Source organism: Sphingobacterium psychroaquaticum, from assembly GCF_900177625.1.
GTDB classification, from domain to species: domain Bacteria; phylum Bacteroidota; class Bacteroidia; order Sphingobacteriales; family Sphingobacteriaceae; genus Sphingobacterium; species Sphingobacterium psychroaquaticum.
Genome location: NZ_FXAU01000001.1, coordinates 422,536 through 446,801, shown reverse-complemented (window position 1 = coordinate 446,801; position 24,266 = coordinate 422,536). Strand labels below are relative to the sequence as shown.

The 24,266-nt window shown below is 43.0% G+C and carries 17 protein-coding genes; 12 read left to right on the top strand and 5 right to left on the bottom strand.

The features are described from left to right. Positions 1 to 8: 8 nt before the first annotated feature. Entirely contained in the window at positions 9 to 1,277 is a 1,269-nt protein-coding gene (locus tag B9Y69_RS01765; protein ID WP_085471285.1) for a Gfo/Idh/MocA family oxidoreductase, read from the bottom strand. Between the two features lie 259 nt (positions 1,278 to 1,536). Between B9Y69_RS01765 and B9Y69_RS01760 the strand changes: the two genes are divergently transcribed. Further along, positions 1,537 to 2,778, top strand: coding sequence for an ROK family transcriptional regulator (locus tag B9Y69_RS01760; protein WP_085471284.1), 1,242 nt, complete (start codon positions 1,537 to 1,539; stop codon positions 2,776 to 2,778). Positions 2,779 to 2,787: 9 nt separating this feature from the next. Here B9Y69_RS01760 and B9Y69_RS01755 read toward each other — a convergent pair whose 3' ends face one another. Continuing rightward, entirely contained in the window at positions 2,788 to 3,546 is a 759-nt protein-coding gene (locus B9Y69_RS01755) for a DeoR/GlpR family DNA-binding transcription regulator (RefSeq protein WP_085471283.1), read from the bottom strand. Positions 3,547 to 3,670: 124 nt separating this feature from the next. Between B9Y69_RS01755 and B9Y69_RS01750 the strand changes: the two genes are divergently transcribed. The 8 genes from B9Y69_RS01750 (at position 3,671) to glpT (ending at position 15,933) form a co-directional block, all read left to right on the top strand. Further along, positions 3,671 to 5,236: a glycerol-3-phosphate dehydrogenase/oxidase gene (locus B9Y69_RS01750; protein ID WP_085471282.1), complete on the top strand. Its 1,566-nt coding sequence runs from the start codon at positions 3,671 to 3,673 to the stop codon at positions 5,234 to 5,236. A gap of 33 nt (positions 5,237 to 5,269) precedes the next feature. Beyond that, complete coding sequence (glpK, locus tag B9Y69_RS01745) at positions 5,270 to 6,763, top strand: glycerol kinase GlpK (RefSeq protein WP_085471281.1); 1,494 nt, start codon at positions 5,270 to 5,272, stop codon at positions 6,761 to 6,763. A gap of 22 nt (positions 6,764 to 6,785) precedes the next feature. Continuing rightward, a complete protein-coding gene (locus B9Y69_RS01740; RefSeq protein WP_085471280.1) occupies positions 6,786 to 7,511 on the top strand; it encodes an MIP/aquaporin family protein in 726 nt (241 codons plus the stop codon). Positions 7,512 to 7,585: 74 nt separating this feature from the next. Then, entirely contained in the window at positions 7,586 to 10,831 is a 3,246-nt protein-coding gene (locus B9Y69_RS01735; protein WP_085471279.1) for a SusC/RagA family TonB-linked outer membrane protein, read from the top strand. A gap of 12 nt (positions 10,832 to 10,843) precedes the next feature. Then, positions 10,844 to 12,337, top strand: a complete 1,494-nt coding sequence (locus B9Y69_RS01730) for a SusD/RagB family nutrient-binding outer membrane lipoprotein (RefSeq protein ID WP_085471278.1) — start codon at positions 10,844 to 10,846, stop codon at positions 12,335 to 12,337. A gap of 9 nt (positions 12,338 to 12,346) precedes the next feature. Beyond that, positions 12,347 to 13,606 carry a DUF5689 domain-containing protein gene (locus B9Y69_RS01725; protein WP_085471277.1) on the top strand — a complete coding sequence of 420 codons (1,260 nt, stop codon included), beginning with the start codon at positions 12,347 to 12,349 and terminating at the stop codon, positions 13,604 to 13,606. Between the two features lie 51 nt (positions 13,607 to 13,657). After that, positions 13,658 to 14,566, top strand: a complete 909-nt coding sequence (locus B9Y69_RS01720) for a glycerophosphodiester phosphodiesterase family protein (RefSeq protein ID WP_085471276.1) — start codon at positions 13,658 to 13,660, stop codon at positions 14,564 to 14,566. Positions 14,567 to 14,592: 26 nt separating this feature from the next. Continuing rightward, positions 14,593 to 15,933: a glycerol-3-phosphate transporter gene (glpT, locus tag B9Y69_RS01715; protein ID WP_085471275.1), complete on the top strand. Its 1,341-nt coding sequence runs from the start codon at positions 14,593 to 14,595 to the stop codon at positions 15,931 to 15,933. Positions 15,934 to 15,965: 32 nt separating this feature from the next. Here the strand turns inward: glpT and B9Y69_RS01710 are convergent, their stop codons facing one another. After that, entirely contained in the window at positions 15,966 to 16,682 is a 717-nt protein-coding gene (locus B9Y69_RS01710; RefSeq protein WP_085471274.1) for a DsbA family oxidoreductase, read from the bottom strand. Positions 16,683 to 16,906: 224 nt separating this feature from the next. On the opposite strand from B9Y69_RS01710, the gene B9Y69_RS01705 reads away from it, so the two are divergent. From B9Y69_RS01705 to B9Y69_RS01695, 3 genes are all read left to right on the top strand, one after another. Continuing rightward, the gene (locus tag B9Y69_RS01705) at positions 16,907 to 17,425 is read left to right on the top strand and encodes a helix-turn-helix domain-containing protein (protein ID WP_234991047.1); all 519 of its coding nucleotides are present in this window, start codon (positions 16,907 to 16,909) and stop codon (positions 17,423 to 17,425) included. A 106-nt stretch (positions 17,426 to 17,531) separates the two neighbouring features. Beyond that, the gene (locus tag B9Y69_RS01700; protein WP_085471272.1) at positions 17,532 to 18,188 is read left to right on the top strand and encodes a class I SAM-dependent methyltransferase; all 657 of its coding nucleotides are present in this window, start codon (positions 17,532 to 17,534) and stop codon (positions 18,186 to 18,188) included. A gap of 51 nt (positions 18,189 to 18,239) precedes the next feature. Continuing rightward, entirely contained in the window at positions 18,240 to 20,888 is a 2,649-nt protein-coding gene (locus tag B9Y69_RS01695) for a heavy metal translocating P-type ATPase (RefSeq protein WP_085471271.1), read from the top strand. Positions 20,889 to 20,926: 38 nt separating this feature from the next. Here the strand turns inward: B9Y69_RS01695 and B9Y69_RS01690 are convergent, their stop codons facing one another. Continuing rightward, positions 20,927 to 23,221, bottom strand: coding sequence for a GH92 family glycosyl hydrolase (locus B9Y69_RS01690; RefSeq protein ID WP_085471270.1), 2,295 nt, complete (start codon positions 23,219 to 23,221; stop codon positions 20,927 to 20,929). A gap of 78 nt (positions 23,222 to 23,299) precedes the next feature. Then, positions 23,300 to 24,265: an NAD(P)H-quinone oxidoreductase gene (locus B9Y69_RS01685; RefSeq protein ID WP_085471269.1), complete on the bottom strand. Its 966-nt coding sequence runs from the start codon at positions 24,263 to 24,265 to the stop codon at positions 23,300 to 23,302. Position 24,266 lies beyond the last annotated feature (1 nt).

The window sequence follows — 24,266 nt, the reverse complement described above, 5'->3', positions numbered from 1 at the left end:
TAGGTCGGTTAAATAGTCCAAGGTCCACGCATCGGTTGATTAATCAAGCGGTTTGCTCCTTCATCGTTCACAAACTCTTGCTTTTGCGAATCAAAATGCAACGTTCGGTTCAAACGAAGAGCCGCCAATCCTAAGTTGACTAAGGTTGCTGAATAGTAACCATTCTGCTCATTAAGCGCAAACTTTTGACGCGTTCTACAGGCCTCCACAAAATCAGTCATCTGTGGTGCTGGATCTGGATACTGCGCTAATTTGCGTTCCATGTCTGGGATATCACAAACAAAGCCTTTATACAGTTTACCTTTTGGCCCTTCAATATACGCTTGACCTTCTTCGGTTCCTGCTCCATCAAGAATAATCTGACAACCATCGGCATACGTATATGTAATTTTACGCCAGGTGCCAACCGCATCGGAATGCTGCTGTGGTGCATCGACCTCAATCTTGATCGGACTCTCTTCATCCTTACCTAAGAAATACTGAACGGGATCCAAATAATGTTGTCCCATATCCCCTAAACCACCACCATCATAATCCCAATATCCTCTAAAAGTCGTGTGAACACGGTGTGTGCTATACGGTTTATATTGCGCCGGACCTAACCACATATCGTAATCCAACTCTTTAGGCACTTGCTCTGTAGGTAAATTTTCTTTACCAACCCAATAGAATTTCCAGTCAAAACCCGTATGCTTACTGATGGTAACTTTTAACGGCCAACCTAACATACCTGTATCGACTAATTTTTTCACCTTCTTCACAGGTACATTCAAACCGTAGAAGTTTGCATCGAAACGAAACCACGTATTCAAGCGGAAGATATTGCCATGCTGAGCAACTGCTTCTTTCACTTTCTTACCCTCTCCAATAGTTCGGGTCATCGGTTTCTCACACCAAATATCCTTACCTGAACGGGCTGCTTCAACAGCCATAAGTCCATGCCAGTGTGGAGGTGTCGCGATATGCACAATATCGACTTCTGGGTTTTGAATCAACTCACGGAAATCGTGATGTTCTTTCACGCCACCACCCAGGGCTTTTTGAGCAAGCGCTAAGTGTCGGGTATCCACATCACAGATGGCAACGGTTTTAGTTCCAGCATAGCCAAAATGACCACGTCCCATAGAGCCTACACCAATCACCCCTTTGGTTAAATGGTCACTTGGCGCCAAAAAGCCTTGCCCGCCCAAGACATGTCTTGGAACAATCGTAAAAGCTGCAGCACCAATCAATGACTTTTTGATAAAATCACGTCTTGAAGTGTTTTTTTCTTTCATTATGGATTAGTTAGTTTAGTTGAAGTTTCTAATTTAATATAAATTATATTGAATGTCTATACTGTCAGATAATTGTTGCGAAGAACACCCTGCCGACAGTCGTATCATAACCTAGATCTTGAATGCTATATTCCTTTCAAAATCGAACTAAAGTTAGAATAAGTTTTTAAGAAATAAAAAAACTTTAGCAAAAATTTCATAAAAGTAATTTATTATTTTCCCTATCTTAGGACGTTGTTAAAACCACACTAATCATTTTATGACATTAATCAGCCAGATTTTTTCGGAGAATCCATCATTTACGTCCAAGCAAAGAAAAAATGCCTTAGTTAAACTAAAGGTTCTGAAGACTATTTTCGAAAATTATGCGATAACGATAAATGAAGTTGCTACGAAAGTAAACTTAAGCTTACCTACACTTAATCTGATTATGTCGGAGCTCATCCAAGAAGGACTACTAGAGCAAAAGAGCAAAGGTGAATCAATCGGTGGCCGTAAACCTAACCTGTACCAAATAAAAAACAGGATACTGAATATCCTCAGCATAGAAATTGAACGCTTCACAGTTCGTCTCATCGTATTGGATAATAATAATGAGATCGTTCACGAAGGAAAAACATACACCAATAATCTCGCGAAAGATGCAGACAAGATAGATAACCTAATCGAGATCATTCGTCAGTATGCCGTAGAAAGCAAACTAGATTGGTTTACTATTATGGGGATCGGAATTTTAATGCCTGGACTTATCAATACCGAAACGGGCGAGAACCTCACCTTTTATTACGCCCCAAACTTTAACTTACGCCAACACATAAAAGAAACCTTTCAAAAGGATGTCTATATTCTAAATGATGTAAAAGCGGCCGCAATAAGTGAACTAAATTACGGTGCCGCCATTGGCAAGAAAAATGTACTGATCATTCAAATGGATTGGGGTATTGGTCTCGGTATTATTATTAATGGAGAAGTGTATATGGGGAACGACGGTTTCTCTGGCGAAGTGGGGCACATGGTTTTTGTAGAAGATGGCCAGCTCTGCTACTGCGGCAAACGAGGGTGTCTGGAGACTGTGGCTTCAGGAGTGGCTTTAGTAAACAGAGCAAAAGAAGATATTGCTGAAAAAATACCGACGACACTAACACAATTACCAGAAAAAGAGGCCCTCCTCCCGAAAGACATAATTGAAGCGGCAAATCTGGGGGATCAATACGCCATTGATCTACTTAACATACTGGGCAAAAATCTAGGCAAGGCAATTTCTCATCTCATCCAACTATTCAATCCACAAATGATTGTTATGAGTGGCAAATTTGCAGATGCAGGTACATTTATCACTCTTCCTATTCAATTAGGTATTCAAACCTATACGATGAACGCACTAAAAAATAGTTGTGAGCTCCGGGTATCAACGTTGGGTGAAAATGGTCCAGTCAATGGTATCGTGCTCTACTCGATCACCCGATACTTAGACAGCCTAATCGTTAAAATGGAAAAATAGATACCTGAATTAGCAAATCCGATATTCAATCCCCAATGAATCAAACAACTGTTGGTATTTAAGTGGGATACTATCACTAATGATCATATCTATCTTAGCAAGGCCGGCAATCTTACCCAGACTCTTCCGATCAAACTTAGAAGAGTCTGCCAACACAATAACCTTATGTGCCGACTCCATCATCCGTCGGTTGAGCAGCGCTTCGTGTACATTAGTCGTCGTAATGCCGAAGTCCAGATCAATGCCATCCACCCCTAAAAAAAGTTTCGAACAAAAAAAATCACCTAATAGATCTTCTGCGTATCGGCCGGTTATGGAAGACGATGTTTTCCGCACCGGCCCACCCAACTGGATGATATCTACATTATCATGCTTTATCAGTTCTAGCGTTACATTAATAGCCGAGGTAATTACCGTCAACCGATCCTGAGGAGCAATTTCCTGTGCAAAATACTGCATCGTTGTTCCCGATGCAATAATAATAGAGTCATTGGGCTCCACCAACTTTGCGGCCTCTGCCCCTATCTTTCGTTTTAAATCGGCAAACAAACTCGCCTTTTCGTTAATCGAACGATCCTTCTGATACGGATTAACATTGGTTGCACCACCGTGCGTACGAAACACAATGCCTGCATCTTCCAAAAACTGTAAGTCCTTTCGTATCGTAACCGACGAAACCTTTAGAGTTTCACAAAGATCAACCACGGAAACATGACAATTTTTTTCAATCTCCTTAATGATGTATTGGTGCCTTTCAACATTATTCATATGTCCAAGATAGGAAATCGTAAGCACTTGCAAATCCAAAAGTTAAAAAATTTCACAAATCTTCGTTTATTTACGCTTTTTATTATCTTTACCATATAATCACCATAAAACGAAAGAAACGGAAATGAATTTCAAAAGAACCGAAGCATTAAAACAGGTCAAAACAGCTGACCAATGGGATATCGCAATTATTGGTGGCGGCGCTACCGGACTAGGGATTGCGGTTGATGCAGCGTCTAGAGGATACAAAACATTGCTGATCGAAAAATATGACTTTGCAAAGGGAACCTCCAGCAAGAGCACAAAACTCGTACATGGTGGTGTCCGCTACTTGGCTAATGGCGATGTAAAACTTGTTTATTCTGCACTAAAAGAGCGCGGCTTGTTATTTAAAAACGCCCCGCATGTTTCTTTCGTACAGAGCTTTGTCATTCCCTCCTATTCTTTTTTCGGAAAGATGAAATTCCTTATCGGTTTAAAGATGTACGATTGGATGGCCGGCAGTCTACGGATCGGTAAATCTTCGCTCCTTAATAAAAGAGAAGTAATTGAAAAACTTCCCAAGATAAAAACGAAAGGCTTAATTGGCGGGATTCAATATTTCGACGGTCAGTTTGATGACGCTAGATTGGCTATCAACCTGGCGCAAACAGCGGCAGAACATGGTGCAACGGTCCTGAACTATACGGATGTTACCGCCATCACAAAAGATGATGCAGGAAAGGTGAATGGTTTAGTATTTACAGACCAACAGACCCAGGAAGTGTACACCATTAAATCGAAAGCTGTTATCAACGCGACCGGAATATTTGTAGATGACATTCTGAAGCTCGATACCGCAACACATAAAAACCTAGTACGACCGAGCCAAGGGGCGCACATTGTCGTAGATAAAAAATTCCTCGGAAATATTGATGCCCTTATGATTCCAGAGACAAGCGATGGTCGCGTACTTTTTGGTGTGCCATGGCATGATAAAGTATTGCTTGGAACAACCGACACCCCGCTCAATGAGCATCAAATCGAGCCGCGTCCTTTGGAGGAGGAAATTACCTTTATTTTGAACACCGCAAATGCATATTTAGAGCATGCACCAACACGTCAGGATGTGTTGAGCATCTTTGCGGGACTTAGACCGCTTGCAGCGCCTACAAACAGCGATAGTAACAGTACAAAAGAAATATCGCGTGACCATAAGCTCATTAAAAGTCCGTCCAACTTAGTAACCATAACAGGTGGTAAATGGACAACTTACCGTAAAATGGGTGAAGAAACCGTTGATTTTGCCATTGCCACAACCGGACTGGAAAATAAAGCCTGTAAGACCCTACATCTACCGATTCATGGATCAACAACGAACAAACAGTCTGGTCACTGGCAGGTGTATGGCAGCGATATGGATGCGATCACGAAATTAATGACCGATACACCAACGCTTGCCGAAAAAATACACGAAAAATACGACTTTAGAATGGCAGAAGTAGTATGGGCCTGTGAGCATGAAATGGTTGTCAAACTAGAAGATTTCTTGGCACGTCGTATTCGTTTCTTACTATTGGATGCGCAAGCTTCACTGGAGGCCGCTCCAAAAGTTGCTAAACTAATGGCTGAACAACTAAATAAAAATGAAGACTGGGTTATCCAAGAGCTGGAAGACTACCATAGTCTCGTAAAAAAATATACCTTATAAAAACAAATAACCATTTAAACCATATATGATATAATGAAGGAGTTTATTTTAGCACTAGACCAAGGAACGACCAGTTCACGGGCCATTTTGTTTGATAAGCAAGGGGGTATCGAAAATGTTGCGCAAAAAGAATTCACACAATTCTTCCCGCAATCGGGATGGGTAGAGCATGATGCACAAGAAATCTGGTCCACCCAATTGGCGGTCTTGACAGAGGTTATTGCGAAAGCAAATATTAAGCTGGAAGCGATCAAGGCCATTGGTATTACCAACCAACGCGAAACAACTATTGTTTGGAATAGAAAGACAGGCTTACCTATATACAACGCAATCGTATGGCAAGATCGCCGTACCGCAGATTATTGTAAAGCCATCGCCGAACGTGGATTAGAACGCTTAATACAGGAGAAAACAGGATTACTTATCGATGCATATTTCTCTGCCTCAAAAATTAACTGGATCCTGAATCATGTACCTGATGCAAGACAGCTCGCCGAACAAGGGGATCTTGCTTTTGGTACTGTAGACTCTTGGTTAGTTTATAACCTGACAAATGGAGCGAAACATATTACCGATGTTTCTAATGCATCGCGCACACTCCTATTTAACATCAATACGTTGACGTGGGACCAGGAATTACTGGATATCTTCGAAATTCCAGCCTCTATGCTACCTACTGTTTGCGCAAGTTCCGAAATCTATGGGGAAACCAGCACGGAGCTTAGCAGCAAGGCCATTCCAATTGCAGGTATTGCGGGCGATCAGCAAGCTGCTCTTTTCGGACAGTTATGTACACAGGAAGGTATGGTCAAAAACACCTACGGTACCGGTTGTTTCTTATTAATGAATATCGGCCAAAAACCCGTTATATCGACCAATAAATTAGTAACTACCGTTGCCTGGAAAATAGGCAACGAAGTAAGTTATGCGCTGGAGGGAAGCATTTTTATTGGTGGAGCAGTGGTACAATGGTTACGTGATGAACTTGGCATTATTAAAAAATCCGAAGACATTGAACCACTGGCTATGCGCGTGAGCGACACCAATGGCGTGTATGTTGTCCCTGCTTTCTCGGGCTTAGGCGCTCCGCATTGGAACCCAGAAGCGCGCGGCACAATTGTGGGCTTATCTCGTGGATCTAATGATGCACATATTGCACGGGCAGCTTTGGAAAGTATTGCTTACCAAACACACGACATCTTAAAGGCGATGGAAATGGATGCCAAAGCACCGATCAAGGAACTGCGCGTTGACGGTGGTGCAACACAGAATAATTTCTTGATGCAATTCCAGGCAGAAATACTCCAAACGAAGGTCATCAGACCAGCCGTAACCGAGACAACTGCGTTGGGTGCCGCCTTCTTAGCAGGTCTGGCTGTCGGCTTTTGGAAGGATATTGAGGAGCTTAAAGCACTATGGAAGGAAGACAAAACATTTACACATACCACAGAAAAAAACTATGATGTACAGCTTCGTGAATGGAAACGGGCAACAGATACCGTAAAATTCTGGGCTGACTACAAATAACCAAAACATAAACCTTGTTATTATGACACCATTTTTAGCTGAACTTATTGGTACAGCCGCCATGATACTTCTGGGCGGAGGCGTTGTCGCCAATGTTGTTCTAAAAGATACGAAAGGAAACAACGGCGGTTGGATTGTAATCTGCACCGCTTGGGCACTCGCTGTCTTTGTCGGCGTAACCATTGCGGGCCCCTATAGCGGAGCACACTTAAATTGCGCCGTAACCCTGGCGAACCTCGCCTTGGGTAAATTGGATGCAGCAACTGCTATGCAATATATGACGGCTCAAATTTTAGGCGCCATGATTGGAGCCTTCCTCGTATGGGCAATCTACAAAGACCATTTTGACCGAACCGATGATGCGGGAGCCAAACATGCGGTTTTCTGCACTTCTCCAGCCATCCGCAATCTTCCTATTAACTTGTTGAGCGAAATAATCGGAACGTTCCTTTTGATCTTTACTATTCTGCATTTCACCGATGCAAAGATTGACAATACGACAACTATAGGCCTAGGGTCTATCGGGGCAATCCCCGTCGCTTTTCTAGTTTGGGTAATCGGTTTATCCTTGGGTGGAACAACGGGCTATGCTATAAATCCTGCACGCGATTTAGGCCCTCGGATAATGCACGCCTTACTTCCAATCAAGAAAAAAGCTGCATTTGATGTTACATATGCATGGGTTCCTATTGTCGGCCCCATACTAGGTGCGCTGATAGCGAGCGCTTTGTACTTAACAATTTATTAATTCATGTATTCTTAACATTAAGTTAATGTGAATTAACAATTTTTGAAACCAATATTTAATTATAAAATAACCCTATGTTAACAAAAAAGCTTAAAAAAGTAAAGCCAGGTCGCGCTATCTCTAGCGCCTTTTGGCTAGCCTTAGCTACAGCTTGTTACTCTGGCAGTCATGTGTATGCACACGTTTCTCAGCCGATCACGAAGGCTCATCCACAACAAAAAGTAAAAATCAAAGGCCGGATTGTAGATCAGGCAACTAAAACAGGATTGAGTGGTGTTTCCATACGTTCGAATGGCGTGAACTTAGGCTCTAGTCAGAATGATGGAACTTTTGAAATAGAAGTAAATAGTGGCGCAACATTAACCTTTCACCTAATTGGTTATGATGCTTCAACATACCAAGCAAGCAACAGTAATGATCGCGTGGTTATCAATCTAAAAGAAAACTCGCAAGGGATCGAAGAGGTTGTGGTAACGGCGTTAGGCATTAAACGGGAACAAAAATCATTGGGATACGCTGTTACAAGTGTATCCGGAGAAGAATTAACCGACGCACAATCGGCAAACTGGACGGATGCATTAAGTGGTAAGGTTGCGGGTCTTAATCTCGTGAAATCAGGCGGTGGTCCTGCAGGAACCAACCAAATCATTCTTCGTGGTGAGAATTCTTTATCGGGCGACAACTCGGCTTTAATCGTGGTTGATGGGGTGATTACCAGTTCCAGCTCAGGCCGTATGACGACCAACGGAAATGGAAACTACCTATCCGATGATTCACCTGTCGATTTTGGAACTGGATTGGCCGATATCAACCCAGAAGATATCGAGAATATATCGGTGCTTAAAGGTCCGGGAGCAACCGCCCTATACGGTGCTCGTGGCGCCAATGGTGCGATTATTATCACCACAAAAAAAGGAAGTAAAAAAAGTGCAGGATTGGGTATTAGTGTAAACTCCAATACATCAATCGGTACGATCAACCGCTGGCCTGATTACCAAAATCAATATGGTGCCGGTGTTGCGGGAGGTGATTTTTACTATTCATACGGGGGATCCGAAGATGGTGCCAGCACCTACTCTACTTCCTCTGCATGGGGACCTAAATTTAACGGACAGATGTATTACCAGTTTAACCCGGAATACTACCGTCTGACAGCGCCTGAGCGTACCCCATGGGTGGCATATGAAAACAATAAAAAGGATTTCTTCGAAACGACAGTAAACAGTTCGAACAATATTTCTTACTCTACGGCAACGGACAAAACGACGACTAGAATTAGTTTGGGAAATACCGTCAACCGATGGATGGTCCCAAATACGGGATTCAACAGAAGCAATCTTGATCTACAACTCGGCTACAGACCAACAGATAAGTTGAGCATGCAGGGTAAGGTAACCTTGACGAACAAAAACTCAGACAACCTACCAACGACTGGATACAACAACGGTACCGTCATGTACTTTATTCGCGGACTAACACCAAACATGAATTTGGATTGGTTCAAGAATCCGTGGATTGAAGAAAATGTAGAACAAAACACACCGATGTCTACGTTGCTTGATAACCCATACTTACAGGCGTATGAAATGTTGAACGACCAGAATAGAAACGGTTTCTTGGGAAATTTCCAGCTAGACTATAAGTTCACCAAAGAATTTAGTTTGATGGGACGTGCTTCCATGGATGTAAGCTATGATGGACGAAGCTCCAGAAGGCCTTTTGATTCTAACAAGTTCGCAAACGGTTATTACCGTACAACGAATGTTTTTGCAAAAGAGACCAATGTGGACTTCTTAGCGCGCTACCGTAATGAACGCAACAAGGATATAAAATGGGGTGCTAACTTTGGGGGAGCACGGATGTCTAATACATATCGTAAATATGATAAGGCAACCAGCAAGCTTTTGGTTCCGGGAGTTTATAACCTAGGAAACACAGCAGAGCCGATCGTATCGCGACCGTACCGTAGCCAATACGCCGTAAACTCTATTTATGGTATGGCCAACCTTGAGTTTAAAGACTATTTATTTTTGGATGTTACCAGTCGCGTCGATTGGTCCAGCACGTTGGCTTCGCCTACATTTGGCGCCGGAAAAGGCTTTATGTACAACTCGTACAACGGAAGTTTAATCCTTTCACAATTACTAACATTACCTAAAGCAATCAACTTCTTCAAAGTACGTGCTTCCTTGGCTAATGTGGGTAGTGGCGGAACAAACCCATACCTAACGGCTTATACGTATCCACTGGTACCGAGCTATGGTGATGGTTTGACCAATCCAGTACAAATTCCAAATGAAGGACTAAAATACGAATCGACTCGTTCCATCGAGTTTGGTACCGACCTTCGTATGTTCAAAAATCGTTTAACATTTGACATTGCGGTTTATCAGAACAATACCTTTGACCAAATTCTCCCGGTGCCAATCGATCCATCAAGTGGATACACTCGAATGGTTATTAATGCTGGTGAAGTCCGTAACAGAGGAGCTGAATTTGCAACATCGTACCAAATCCTGAAAGCTAAGGATAAACTAAACTGGAAAATGTTTGGTAACTTTTCTTACAATGATGGTATTATCATATCACTGCCTGAATCTTCAGAAGAGAATGCGATTATCTTGTCGACTATCTACGGTTCTCGAGGTACTATTGAAGCGCGTGTGGGTGGAAATTATGGCGCAATGTATGGCTATGGCTACAAACGGAACACGGCAGGTGAAATTATTTACAAGGATGGTTTCCCTGAACTAACGACAGACTTGGTATATCTAGGTCGCTCCACCGCACCTTGGAAAGCAGCATGGGGGAACGAGTTCAAATACAAAAACTGGCGTTTTAACTTCCTGTTCGACGGTCAATTTGGTGGTGTAGGCTACTCCCTTACCCATGCCGTATTAATGGAAGAAGGAAAACTCAACAAAACAGTACCTGGCCGTTACAATGGTCTTGTGGGAAAAGGTGTCGTGGACAATGGCAATGGCACATACAGCCCGAATACAACGCTTGTGAATGCGCGTGATTTCTATTACAGTCACTTCAACAGAGACAATCTGGAGTCTAACACTTTCTCAACGAACTATATTAAACTTCGTGAGTTACGCATTGACTACACCATCAACAAGGATTTTCTACGTGCATTAAAAATCCAACGTGCAACATTAGGTCTATATGGCCGTGACCTTTTGGTATTCACCAAATGGCCAGCCTTTGACCCTGAATTTGGTTCACTAACTGCTGCAGGTATTCAAAAAGGTGCTGAAATAGCACAGTTCCCATCAACAAGGAACTTCGGTTTTAGTTTATCAGCATCATTCTAATCTAGAGAACTCATGAGAAAAAATATAACACTCAAAATAGGTATAGGTGCGCTTGCAGGACTGTTGTTAACGACGAGCTGTACCAAAGATTTTATTGAAAAGAATACCAATCCCAACGAAAACAATTTCGCTAGTCCGGAGTCTTTATTTGCTCCTGCTCTTTTATCTATTGTCAACAACAATTTAAATAGGGGTTTCCGTATCAATGGAGAATTAGCGCAGGTATCCGTAACCAACAGCGATAGCCGTGAAATACACCGCTATGAGATTCGGAACTCGGAGTCAAATAGTTCTTGGCAAAACTGGTATGTACAATTAACGAATATCCGCAACGTATATACCTCGGCAGAGGAGACAAAACAAGAGGGATACGAGACATGGCAAGGTATGTCCTTGATCATCGATGCCTACGTCGGATCTCTTTTGACCGATGTTTACGGAGATGTCCCTTATTCAGAAGCGAACCAAGGACGCGAAGGAGAAGTGTCACCAAAATTTGATCGTCAACAGGATGTATACAAGCAATTATTCGAAAAACTGGAGAAAGCGAACGAACTGTTGAAACTAAACAAAGTAATTCCGGCTCGTGCATTCAATGATGATCCTATCTATCCGTTCAGCTACTCCAACGGAGGTACGCGGACCAGTGCAGAACATTGGCGTCGTTTCGGAAACTCGTTATACCTACGCCTCCTTCTTCGTACGTCAGGCAAATCCGAGTTAGGAAGTGTTGCTAAGATCAAAGAAATCGTAGAGACTAATAGCGCAAACTATCCGATCTTCGAAAACAATAACGACAACGCAAACTTTAACTTCACGAATGTTGTACCTTTTGTTACAGAATTTTACAATTATCGGGATCTAGATTTCAACGGCGATAAAGGATATAGCGAATTTTTCATTAATACTTTGTTGGATTTGAAAGACAGTCGTATTACCAAATGGGCGACTGAAGCAACATTAGGCGTATATTCAGGTATTCAAAGTGGGTACAAGCAAGGAAATGTTCCTGAACTGGGCTCTCGCATGCTCCTGTCTTTGAAAACAGAAAGACTATTGGGGAATATTATGAATTACAGTGAGCTCCAGTTTATTTTAGCTGAAGCAGCCGCCAAAGGTTATATCACAGGTAACGTAACAGACTTTTACAACCGCGGGATTGCTGCTTCTTTCCAAAGTTGGAAAGCACCGTTGACGGCAGACTATTTTGCACAGCCTATTGTCAAATTGGCGGCAACGGACAATCTGGACACGAAAATGGAAAAAATACATACACAACGCTATTTCGCGATGTTATTCACCGATTTTCAACAGTGGACAGAAATTCGTCGTACAGGTTACCCTAAACTATTCGTAGGACCCGGCGTGGGCAATGATGGCATCTATCCTACACGTTTGCCTTTCCCGGCTTCAACGATCTCTTACAATAGAACAAACTACTTGGAGGCTGTTGCGAATATGGGTGGTGCAGATGATAGCAAAACCAAAGTTTGGTGGAATAATTAATAGAGCATTATGAAAAGTACTTTTTTAAAATATACAGTATTCGGCACCCTGGCAATCAGCAGCTTTACCTTAGCTGGATGCCTCAAGGATAACGATGAAGAGATCATAGACCACGTAAATACCGAAGCGTCCATCTATGTCCTGCGTAGTAACTATAAAGGATCAGACATCCGTATTTCGGAGTCTACATTAGAAGGCGCTTCCACCGTTGGAGGTGTCGTTATATCAAATCATGAAAACAAGAACCTAACACCCAACACTATTGCTGTTCAAAGCACATGGCGGGGAAAGACGCGCGGTATCCTTGTTCAAGTAGATCAAGCCAGTAAATATACGTTTGGTGACTCGATCTCCATGCAACTTGTTGGCTCCACTTTATCGGGGTCTGAAGGTGCTCTTCGTGTGAAAGATCTAGCGGCGGACAAAATTAGTATCATCTCTAAAGGAAACAATAAAGCATACCTTCCTGTTGCGATAACCAACCTACATGCTAAGCCTGGCGATTTCGAGAGCACGCTTATCAGTATCACGGCAGATGTTGACCCTGAACCTAGTAAGGGGCAGACAATTGCAGGTGAGCATACCTTAGTGGATAGTGAGAACAAAAAAATTGTTTTATCAACAAACAAAGAAGCAACCTTCTCGGAACTTGCGCTATCGCCATCCGCAACATTTCAGGGGATTTTTTACAGCAACCAAGGGCAGCTGGAACTTCGTATGCAGAAAGCAGAAGACCTCACCTTCCCTTCCGGTAAAATCTATGCCGGATGGCCAGAAACATTTGAGGAACCATATCAACAAAAAACAGGATATGCTGCTGCTGTTATCAATTTCCCAACTGGACCATGGAATCTAAATCAGTCCTTACAAGGAAATACAGCCGGACGCGACCGTATTGTATCCGGAAAGCAGTCGATACGTTTCCAACAAAACTTAAGCACATCTGCCTACCTGCAAATGAACTTTGATTTACCAGATGGAGCATCCAAAGTAACCTTGTGGTACGGTGCTTACTATACCGATAGATCTTCGACCTTCCAACTGGAATCCTCGATAGATCAAGGTAAAACATGGCAAATCGTGGGTAAACCCATATCAGATGCACACCCTACTTCGCAGAGCTTAGTAGCAAAGCAAGCTATTTTCTTGATGGATATCGATCAACCTGTCCGGTTTAGAATAAACAAACTCGGATTAGGAACAAGCAGTAATACCGTAAACAACGGCCGATTAGGCATGGATGATTTTGCGATTTACAAAAGTTATTAATAGTTTGGGGGCTTTACAAGTAAAGCCCCCAAACTGTTTTATAAGAAAGGTATGAAAAACATAAATAAAACATTACTTATATTAGCTAGCGGACTCATATTTGGTTGTTCGATGCAGAAAAATACACCAAGTACAATTGACAGCTTCCCGACCTTCTCGTACGAAGGACACCGTGGTGCTAGAGGATTGTATCCAGAGAACTCCATTGGAGCGATGAAGACAGCGATAGACTTACCTACGGTAACGACATTAGAAATGGATTGTCACATCACGAAAGATAAAAAAGTAGTCGTTTATCACGATGATTACCTTAATCCTAAGTTTGTACAATATGCAAACGGCGAACAACTACAGGGCGCAGATAACAAAGGTTTGATATACAGCTACAATTATGACGACCTAAAAAAGTTTGATATTGGCAGCAAAGTATATGCGGACTTCCCAGAACAAAAAAAGGTGAAGACGCAAATAGCCTTGTTATCAGAGCTAATTGATGCTTCGGAAAAATATGCGAAAGAAAAGCGTAAAACACCCATGTTCTACAACATCGAAACAAAGAGTGTTAATGGCAAAGATGGGGTGTACCATCCCCTACCGCAAGAATTTTCAGACTTAGTCTTACAAGTCGTCATTGATAAAGGAATTGCAGCGAGAACAGTCATCCAATCATTTGACAAACGCACAATTCAGTATATCAACAAAATTTATCCGCAGATAAAAACATCCTATCTGATCGATGCAAAAAACAAAAAATCGATCAAAGAGCTGATCGAAGATTTAGGGTTCACTCCTTTTATCATCAGTCCAAACTACAAATTGGTCAACAAAGATTTTATGGCAGATGCACGTCGCAGTGGGGTGAAAGTGATTCCATGGACAGCTAATGATAAAAATGAAATCGATCGTTTAAAATCCTTAAAAGTCGACGGTATTATTAGCGATTATCCCAACCTCTTTTAACCTCAACCTTTTTAACGTAAATCTGCATGTTACACCTATTTAAGCCGGCGGAACACAAACCGCAACTGCCGGCAGAACGAATTGATCCCGAATACAAAAAACTGCGTTTACAGGTATTCTTGGGTATCTTCATCGGATATGCCGCCTACTATTTTGTGCGGAAAAACTTTTCTTTTTCTATTAAAGATCTACAGGATAATTTAGGCTATACCAAAGCACAACTTGGTTTCGCCATGTCAGCCCTATCTATTGCATATGGATTGAGTAAATTCTTTATGGGTAATGTATCGGACCGTAGTAATGCGAGATACTTCCTCGCAACCGGACTTATCCTCTCTTCGCTCACCATGATTTTTATGGGGTTCTTCTCCTTTGCAACCTCTTCGGTAGCAGTCATGTTTGGGCTCCTTTTCATCAATGGTTGGGTCCAAGGTATGGGCTGGCCCGCAAGTGGACGAGTGGTCGTACATTGGTACTCTATTAAAGAAAGAGGTACCGCCATGTCGATATGGAACCTTGCCCATAATGTGGGCGGCTTCCTGGTTGGACCATTAACTATCTGGGGCGTGGAGCTATTTGCTGATTGGCAAGCGCGCCTTTACTTCCCAGGGATGATTGCGATCCTCGTGGCCTTTGTTTCTATTTTATTGGTTCGCGACACACCACAGTCTTGTGGTCTTCCGCCAATCGAAGAATATAACAATGACTATCCGAAAACATACGATGCTTCACAAGAGAAAGAATTCACAGCGAAGGAGATCTTTTTAAAGTATGTCCTCAACAATAAAATGCTTTGGTTTATAGCGATCGCGAATGCCTTTGTCTATTTAGTTCGAAACGGTATTATCAACTGGGCGCCGACCTTTCTACAAGAAGCAAAACATTTCTCTGCCTCAGAAGCAGCATGGTCCGCTTCTTTCTACGAACTTGCAGCAATCCCAGGTACTATCCTTTGTGGTGTCCTGAGTGATAAAGTGTTTAAAGGAAGACGAGCTCCGGTCACGATAATCTATATGGCCCTAACGTTCCTTGCTGCCTTTGTATATTGGCAAGCACCAGGCGAAAACGTGTGGGTGATTAACATAGCACTTTGGTCAATTGGATTCTTAATCTACGGCCCAGTGATGCTTATTGGTGTACAGGCGCTCGACTTGGTTCCTAAAAAGGCCGCAGGAACAGCTGCCGGACTAACAGGCTTGTTTGGTTACTTTATTGGGGATCTACTCGCCAACGCCGCATTAGGCTCTATTGTCGATAAAAGCGGATGGAGTGCTTCTTTCGAACTTATTCTAGGCGCCTGCATTTTGGCGATCGTCTTCACAGCGATGACATGGAATAAAGAAAAAGATTTCTTACGATTGAAATAAAAAAAATAGGCTTCCAAGGAAGCCTATTTTTTTTATTCACATCCTCCGGGGCCACAACTTGGTCCCTCAATGACTTCAAACGGAGAAGCGGGATTTTCCTTTCGCCATTCGGTAAAAGCTTTCTCCATCGTCTGTTTAAACACGTCCACATCTTGTGCGCCAGAGATCGCGTACTTCCTATTGTACACAAAGAACGGAACCCCGCGAACGCCTAGTTGCTGTGCTTCATATAGATCCTCACGTACCGCATCACGATACTGTCCGGCCTCCAACGCTTTTGCTAAACCGGCCGTATCCAAACCTAGTGCTGCAGCCAATTCTTGCAACACACCGATATCATCCACATTTTTTCCTTCCGTAAAATAGGCCTTAAACAACAATTCTTCTGCTTCATCCTGCTTGCCAAATGTTTTCGCAAAATGAGAAAACTCATGCGCCCGAAAAGAATTGGCAACAACAGCTTTATCAAAATCGTAATCTAACCCTACGGTCTTAGCCATTTCTGCTACTTGCGCAGTCATCGCTTTAGCCTGCGCAACAGACATTCCCTTATTCTCCGCTAAATAATCATATGTTGTAATATCCAGATTAGTCTCCAATGTTGGATTTAATTGATAACTTTTCCATTCCAACTCAATCTGATCTGCAAAAGGTAAGTCTGCCAACGAAGCCTCGTACCGCCGTTTACCAATATAGCAAAAGGGACACATCACATCGCTCCAAACTTCAATTTTCATTTTCTTCTCCATAAACTACCGTATTAATAATATTAAAGTTAGCGAATAGCAGCCGTATTGCCGATTACACCTACGAAAAATGACGGTCTACCGATATTCAACAACCCACAAAAGTAATTTCCACGTCACATCCATATCCCACATTTTCAGTTCAGCAATATTTTATCTATTTTCGACATTATCACGTTAAATCCATGGAGCTGTTCATAAAAAATATGGTCTGCGATCGTTGCAAAATGGTTGTACAAAATGAAGTAACCGCCTTAGGCCTTACGGTTACCCAGATTGAGCTGGGTAAAGTTACCGTTTTGGAAGAGCATATAGACCCCGTAAAGGAACAACTAGAGCAAAAGCTCAACACACTGGGCTTTGAGCTCTTGACCGATAAAAAAGTAAAAACAGTCGAGCAAATAAAAAACCTGATTATCGCCTCCATACACCATAGCGATGATAACTTAAAAGTAAACCTCTCCGACTACCTTTCCGAGAAGCTAAACAAAGACTATAATACCATCAGCAGCTTGTTTCGTGAGGTTGAGAAAAACACCATTGAAAAGTTCTTTATTAGCCAAAAAATTGAACGCGTGAAAGAACTCTTGGCTTACGATGAGCTCAACCTTAATGAAATTGCCTTTAAGCTTAACTACAGCAGCGTTGCCCATTTAAGCAGTCAATTCAAGAAGATAACCGGCATCTCCCCTTCGGTGTTTAAAAAGCAAGCAGAGGATAGCCGTATTGCGTTGGATAAACTGTAAAACCATTTCAACCTCCCGTAAAATTATATAAACCATACATCAAATTATGTAACATTTCCCCTTTCTGATTGTTGATCTTTGTATAGTGATTTAACTCATTGTATATATGGAGGATATCGATAAATTAAAGGAAATAGCAGATCAACTACGCATGCCCACAGGAAAAAAGGGCGAAGAGATGGCTTTGATGATGCAAACCACCAACGCGAATATGACGCAGCATGCTGTAGCTCACCTCCACGTTGGAGACGGCGATACCGTACTGGAACTGGGGCATGGCAATGCCGACCATATCACACCGCTCCTAAAAAAATATAGCGGAACGACCTACCACGGACTAGAAATTTCGGATTTAATGCAACAAGCTGCACAACACAATAATCAATTGTTCGTTGATCAAGGTCGTGCTCAATTTACGGTATACGATGGTCAAACTATTCCCTATGCAACCGAAACCTTCCATAAAATATTGACCGTAAACACGATTTATTTTTGGAAAGACCCGCTCAATCTCCTACAGGAATTGCACCGCGTGCTAAAGCTGAATGGCCTACTGGCTATTACGTTCGGTTTAAAACAATTTATGTCAACCTTACCTTTCACTGCATTTGGTTTTCAACTTTACGATGCGGAGGATATAGAGAAACTCGCTTTGCATGTCGGGTTTCACATACAGGCGGTGGAAGAAGAAATAGAATCAGTAAAAAGTAAAACCGGTGAGCTCGTAAATCGCCGCTTTGCAACCGTCCTATTGCGGAAATAAGACAACGTTTACGAACTATATACATACAACGATATAAAACCGTTACAAGATATGAATAAACAATTCAAAATATTAGGTATGACGTGTAGCGGCTGTCAAGCTACAGTCGAAAAGAAACTCAATGCATTAGAAGGTGTACACGCACATGTAAATCTAGAGAAAGGTATCGCAGATTTACATATGGAAAAACCATACACCCTACACCAGCTTCAAGGACAGCTGGGCGAAGATGGGCCGTACCAGATTGTAGCACTAGACTCCACCGAGAAAGCAAAACAAGTGGAAATCGCTGATTCCCCTAGTGGCAAGTACATATGTCCGATGTTCTGCGAAGGACACGACAAGACCTACAACGAAAAAGGTCGGTGTCCGGTCTGTAACATGCACCTAGTCCCTATCGAATCCTTAAAAGATATAGATCACAGCATGCATGTACCCAGTGGCACGATGAAACCGAGTGCCGACAACGCGGGTAAATACTATTGCCCGATGATGTGTGAAGGGGATAAAGTATACGATGAGTTTGGCTCCTGTCCTGTCTGCGGGATGAATCTGGAGAAAATACCAGCGCTCACTTTGAAAGTGGAATACAGCTGCCCGATGCACCCTGAGATTGTGCAAGATAAACCAGGAAACTGTCCGATTTGTGGTATGGATCTCGTTGCGAATCAGGTTGATGATGCGGGGGACGAAGTCTATCAAAACCTACTTAGAAAACTTTGGATTAGTGTTGCGCTAACTGTGCCTGTATTTATTTTGGCCATGGGGGATATGCTTCCGGGAGCTCCTGTGAGCCAAGTTATTTCGCCAAAAATAAACGGTTGGATACAATTGATCTTGACGACACCTATTGTTTTTTATACCTGCTGGATGTTCTTTACCCGTGCATGGACCTCATTCAAGACATGGAACCTGAATATGTTCAGTTTGATCGGTTTAGGTGCGGGGGCAGCATATGTATACAGCATCGTTGCGCTGCTGTTTCCGCAGATCTTCCCCGATGAGCTAATCGGTCATCATGGCGATGTGGCATTGTATTTTGAGTCGGCGGCGGTGATCCTTACTTTGGTGTTGTTGGGGCAGGTTATGGAGGCAAAAGCACACTCCAAAACCAATACAGCGGTTAAGGAGCTGATCAAACTTTCCCCTGCCGATGCGATCCTCGTAAAAGACGGTCAGGAAAAGAAAATATCCGTATCCGATATTCAGATTGGCGATATCTTGCGCGTACGCCCTGGTGATAAAATTCCAATCGATGGTACCATCACCGAAGGCTCCAGCAGTATTGATGAGTCGATGATCACGGGCGAATCAATTCCCATGGAAAAAAGCGAAGGTGATGCCGTGATTGGTGGTACAATCAATGGTAATCAAACCTTCTTAATGAAGGCCAAACATATTGGTAGCGAAACACTGCTGGCACAAATTATCCAACTGGTCAATGACGCCAGCCGAAGTCAAGCTCCAATCCAGAAGCTAACAGATCGGGTATCACGAATCTTTGTGCCTATCGTCATCGCTATCGCCATTATTACCTTCATCGTGTGGTACTTTAGCGGCATCGACAACAGCACCGCTTTTGCTTTCACCAACTTACTGGCCGTTCTGATTGTCGCATGTCCATGTGCGCTGGGTCTAGCAACACCGATGTCGGTCATGGTGGGTATCGGCAAAGGAGCTAAAAGCGGCATTCTGATCAAGAATGCAGCAGCTTTGGAAAAGCTCCAAAAGGTCGATACGCTTATCGTAGATAAGACGGGGACCCTGACTGAAGGTCGTCCTTCTGTATCAGGCGTTACCAGCGGACATGAAAAATTTAAAGAAAATGATGTCTTGCAGATTGCAGCATCCATTAACAAAAGCAGCTCCCACCCGCTAGCCGAGGCTATGGTAAACAAAGCAAAGGAGCACGGTTTAACTTTACTAGATGTAACAAATTTTGAAAACATCAGTGGTAAAGGGGTATCCGGAAACATCTTTCATATGTCCGTACTTTTGGGCACACGCAAGCTGATGGAGGAGAATGGCGTGGTACTGCCACAACATCTACAAGAAGAGATTGTTACAGCACAAAAGCAAGGAAACAGCATTTCTATCTTAGCCATCGATCAGCAGTATGCGGGTCTATTAACGATCATCGACCAGGTCAAAGCCACCAGTGCTGAAGCGATCAAGCATATTCAAGCACAAGGGATTGACGTGTATATGTTTACAGGAGACAACGAGAATACAGCGCAAGTTGTGGCTGATAAGACCTATATAAAACATATTAAAGCCAATATGCTTCCGGGAGATAAGTTAAACGAAATTAAGAAGTTGCAAGCGCAAGGAAAAGTAGTGGCAATGGCAGGTGATGGGATCAACGATGCTCCGGCCCTTACGCAAGCCGATATCGGAATTGCAATGGGTACAGGAACAGATATAGCGATTCAGAGTTCAGAAATAACCTTGGTCAAAGGCGATCTTAAAGGGGTTAATAAAGCAATCACATTGAGCCATCAAATGATGCGTAATGTAAAACAGAACCTCACCTTTGCTTTCCTATACAATGTCATCGGGATACCGATCGCTGCCGGTCTACTTTACCCCACATTTGGGATGTTGATGTCACCCATGATCGCTGCTGCAGCCATGAGTTTAAGTTCAGTCTCTGTTATTCTAAACTCCTTGCGGCTCAATTCATCGTCCTTAGAGAAATAAGTAAAACAAAAAAGAGCGCAAAGGCGCTCTTTTTTGTTTTACTTATCGTCTTTACTCAGCGAGAAAGGTAAATCACCTACCGCTGTTCCGCGACTCGTATTAGGCTTCGCCTGCATATCAAAACGCAAGGTCGCTCCCTGTATCAAATCACTGTGTTTTACAAAGTTCTTTGTATACGCTTTACCATTCCATTGCAAGCTATTTACGTACTTATTTGCATCCGAATTATTATCAGCTTGAATCACCACTTTCTTGCCATTGGAAAGATTCAGTACCGCTTTCTTGAAAAGTGGAGCGCCTAGCACATACTCATCAGTCGCCGGCGTTACCGGATAAAATCCTAAAGCAGAAAAAACATACCAGGCCGAAGTCTGTCCATTATCCTCGTCGCCACAATAGCCGTCAGGATTTGGGGTATACATACGTTTCATCGTCTCACGTACCCAATGCTGCGCCTTCCATGGTGCGCCGACATGATTATACAAATAAATCATGTGTTGAATAGGCTGGTTTCCATGCGCATACTGCCCCATATCTGCGATCTGCATTTCCCGGATTTCATGGATCGGAAAACCATAATAAGAATCATCGAAAATTGGTGGCAACGTAAAGACCGAGTCCAATTTTGTTTCCATTGCTTTATGTCCGCCCATTAACTTAGCCAGACCTTCAACATCCTGGAAAACAGACCACGTGTAATGCCAACTGTTCCCTTCCGTGAAAGCATCTCCCCATTTAAATGGATTGAATGGCGATTGAAAGGAACCATCTTTATTTTTGCCCCGCATTAAACCTGTAGCTGGGTCAAATAGCTTCTGGTAATTAAAAGCACGCTTTTTATACAAATCAATGTCGGCTTTCGATTTTTTCAAAGACTTTGCCAATTGATAGATTGTAAAATCATCGTACGCGTATTCCAACGAGCGCGCTGCATTTTCATTGATATCAACATCGTACGGCACATAGCCTAATGTTGTATAATAAGAGGCTCCCGCCCGTCCAACAGCGGTTAGGGGGCCCGCATTATTCGCACCGTGCAATAACGCTTCATAGAGCGTTTCTATATCCTTTGAACGAATGCCCTTCACCCACGCATCAGCCACCACAGAAGCTGAATTATTTCCAACCATCACGCTACGATAACCCGGACTTGCCCACTCCGGCAACCAGCCTCCTTCACGATAGGCATTGGCCAAACCCTCTTGCATCTTAACACTCACCTCGGGGTACATCAGATTCAAGAAAGGAAATAAGCTTCGGAAAGTATCCCAAAAACCGGTATCTGTAAACATATATCCCGGCAGTACTTTCCCGTTATACGGGGAATAATGAACCACCTGACCGGTCGCATCAATCTCATAAAACATGCGTGGAAAAAGCAGCGAACGATACAGACAAGAATAAAATATCCGCATATCATCAATGCTTCCCCCTTCAATTTCAATTTTCTTTAACTCCGTATTCCACGTTTCCTCCCCTTTTGCAACGCGTTGATCAAACGTAGCACCATCTAGCTCTTTTAAGTTGAGCTCGGCCTGCATAGGAGAAATAAAAGACGAAGCCACTTTAGCCAATACTTGTCCTTTAGCCTTAGCAACCTTAAACCCAACCAGCGCGCCGACGTGATCGGCCTTTACCAAATAACGACCATCCGTCAACACCGAATCGGCAAAAGTAGCTACATTCGCGAAAGGCGCATCAAAAGTCATCACAAAATAGTTCTTAAAATTATCGGGTACCCCCCCACTATTTTTTGTCGTATAACCAATAATCTTTTGCTCACCAGGTATTACTTCCACATAGGAACCTTTATCAAAGGCATCGAGTAAAACATAAGCTTCATCTGTTTTCGGGAATGTAAAACGAAAATAGGCGGCCCGTTCGGTCGGTGTTATTTCAGTCGTTACATCATAATCCGCTAGGTATACCGAATAATAATGCGGCTTCGCCACTTCTGCTTTATGCGAAAAGTAACTGGCACGCTTATCCTGATCAAATGTTTTGACACCCACCATCGGCATAATGGAAAACTGACCATAGTCGTTCATCCATGGAGACGGTTGATGTGTTTGCTTAAAGCCTCTAATTTTCTCTGCCGTATACATATACATCCAGCCGTCGCCCATTTTACCTGTTTGAGGGCTCCAAAAGTTCATCCCCCAAGGCATAGCGATCGCCGGATAGGTGTTCCCTGTTGACAAGAAATACGTAGATTGCGTTCCCACCAATGTGCTTACCAAATCAATGGGTTTATCAACTTTCTCTATACGCTGGCTTTTACCGATCAAAATACTACCCGCCAACAAAACGGTTGTTAGAAACTTTAGCTTCATAAAACAGTAGGTTTAATGTTTATTTTGGCAAGATAAATAAAAAACGACATAATTACGCTGCTAAAAGTATTTAGCTCCCTAAACAACTAAAGCTAGCTTACCAAGGAAATCACCAGATTCAAGTAATTCATGCGCCTTAGCGGCATCCTCCAATGGAAATGTTTTATATAATTGTGGACGAAATTTTTGCCCAATTAAAGACCATACATGGTCATAGACCGCCTGGGTGAGTTCTATTTTAAAAGAAAGGTCTCGTGCACGCAGTGTACTACCGGTAAGCAACAAGCGCTTTTGCATCATTTTCAAGATATGAAGCTCAACCTTTACACCGCCAACAGCATTGACATGTATCAAACGTCCATCCGGTGCCAGCATATCGATATGCTTGCTAAAATACGAACCACCAATACTATCCAAAACTACGTCCACCCGTTCCTCCTTCAATACCGCTGCAAAGTCTTGTTCCTTATATGGAACAACCACATCTGCCCCCAACTTTTCGCAATATGCACCTTTTACAGCGTCGCCAACCGTGGTAAAAACCCGTGCGCCAAAAGCCTTCGCCAACTGAATCGCAGTCGATCCTATGCCTCCCGAGCCGCCATGTATCAATACCCCTTCGCCAGCGACCAACTGCCCCCTTCGAAAGAGATTATCCCAAACGGTATAAATCGTTTCGGGGAGTATTGCCGCTTCCGCAAAAGAAAGTCCAACCGGAATCGGCAAACACATAGCAGCATGGACAGCGACATACGCTGCATAGCCACCGCCCGCCACTAAGCTGCATACCTGATCGCCCACCTTCCATCGCGTTACGGCGCTTCCCACTTCCTCAACGATACCGGCCACCTCAAGCCCCGGAATATCGGCTACGACACCTGCTGGCGCCGGATAATTTCCTTTGCGTTGAAAGTGATCTGGTCTATTAATTCCGGCGGCTTTTACTGCAATAAGCACCTCCTCCGGCCCTATTGTTGGACGCTCGCGCTCCTGCACCATAAGAACCTCGGGGCCACCAAACTCGGTAATCACAACTGCTTTCATA

Bases quoted from the DNA above. Each gene is read 5' to 3' on its own strand.
- B9Y69_RS01765 (WP_085471285.1), bottom strand. From the start codon at position 1,277: ATGAAAGAAAAAAACACTTCAAGACGTGATTTTATCAAAAAGTCATTG.
- B9Y69_RS01760 (WP_085471284.1), top strand. From the start codon at position 1,537: ATGACATTAATCAGCCAGATTTTTTCGGAGAATCCATCATTTACGTCC.
- B9Y69_RS01755 (WP_085471283.1), bottom strand. From the start codon at position 3,546: ATGAATAATGTTGAAAGGCACCAATACATCATTAAGGAGATTGAAAAA.
- B9Y69_RS01750 (WP_085471282.1), top strand. From the start codon at position 3,671: ATGAATTTCAAAAGAACCGAAGCATTAAAACAGGTCAAAACAGCTGAC.
- glpK (WP_085471281.1), top strand. From the start codon at position 5,270: ATGAAGGAGTTTATTTTAGCACTAGACCAAGGAACGACCAGTTCACGG.
- B9Y69_RS01740 (WP_085471280.1), top strand. From the start codon at position 6,786: ATGACACCATTTTTAGCTGAACTTATTGGTACAGCCGCCATGATACTT.
- B9Y69_RS01735 (WP_085471279.1), top strand. From the start codon at position 7,586: ATGTTAACAAAAAAGCTTAAAAAAGTAAAGCCAGGTCGCGCTATCTCT.
- B9Y69_RS01730 (WP_085471278.1), top strand. From the start codon at position 10,844: ATGAGAAAAAATATAACACTCAAAATAGGTATAGGTGCGCTTGCAGGA.
- B9Y69_RS01725 (WP_085471277.1), top strand. From the start codon at position 12,347: ATGAAAAGTACTTTTTTAAAATATACAGTATTCGGCACCCTGGCAATC.
- B9Y69_RS01720 (WP_085471276.1), top strand. From the start codon at position 13,658: ATGAAAAACATAAATAAAACATTACTTATATTAGCTAGCGGACTCATA.
- glpT (WP_085471275.1), top strand. From the start codon at position 14,593: ATGTTACACCTATTTAAGCCGGCGGAACACAAACCGCAACTGCCGGCA.
- B9Y69_RS01710 (WP_085471274.1), bottom strand. From the start codon at position 16,682: ATGGAGAAGAAAATGAAAATTGAAGTTTGGAGCGATGTGATGTGTCCC.
- B9Y69_RS01705 (WP_234991047.1), top strand. From the start codon at position 16,907: ATGGTTGTACAAAATGAAGTAACCGCCTTAGGCCTTACGGTTACCCAG.
- B9Y69_RS01700 (WP_085471272.1), top strand. From the start codon at position 17,532: ATGGAGGATATCGATAAATTAAAGGAAATAGCAGATCAACTACGCATG.
- B9Y69_RS01695 (WP_085471271.1), top strand. From the start codon at position 18,240: ATGAATAAACAATTCAAAATATTAGGTATGACGTGTAGCGGCTGTCAA.
- B9Y69_RS01690 (WP_085471270.1), bottom strand. From the start codon at position 23,221: ATGAAGCTAAAGTTTCTAACAACCGTTTTGTTGGCGGGTAGTATTTTG.
- B9Y69_RS01685 (WP_085471269.1), bottom strand. From the start codon at position 24,265: ATGAAAGCAGTTGTGATTACCGAGTTTGGTGGCCCCGAGGTTCTTATG.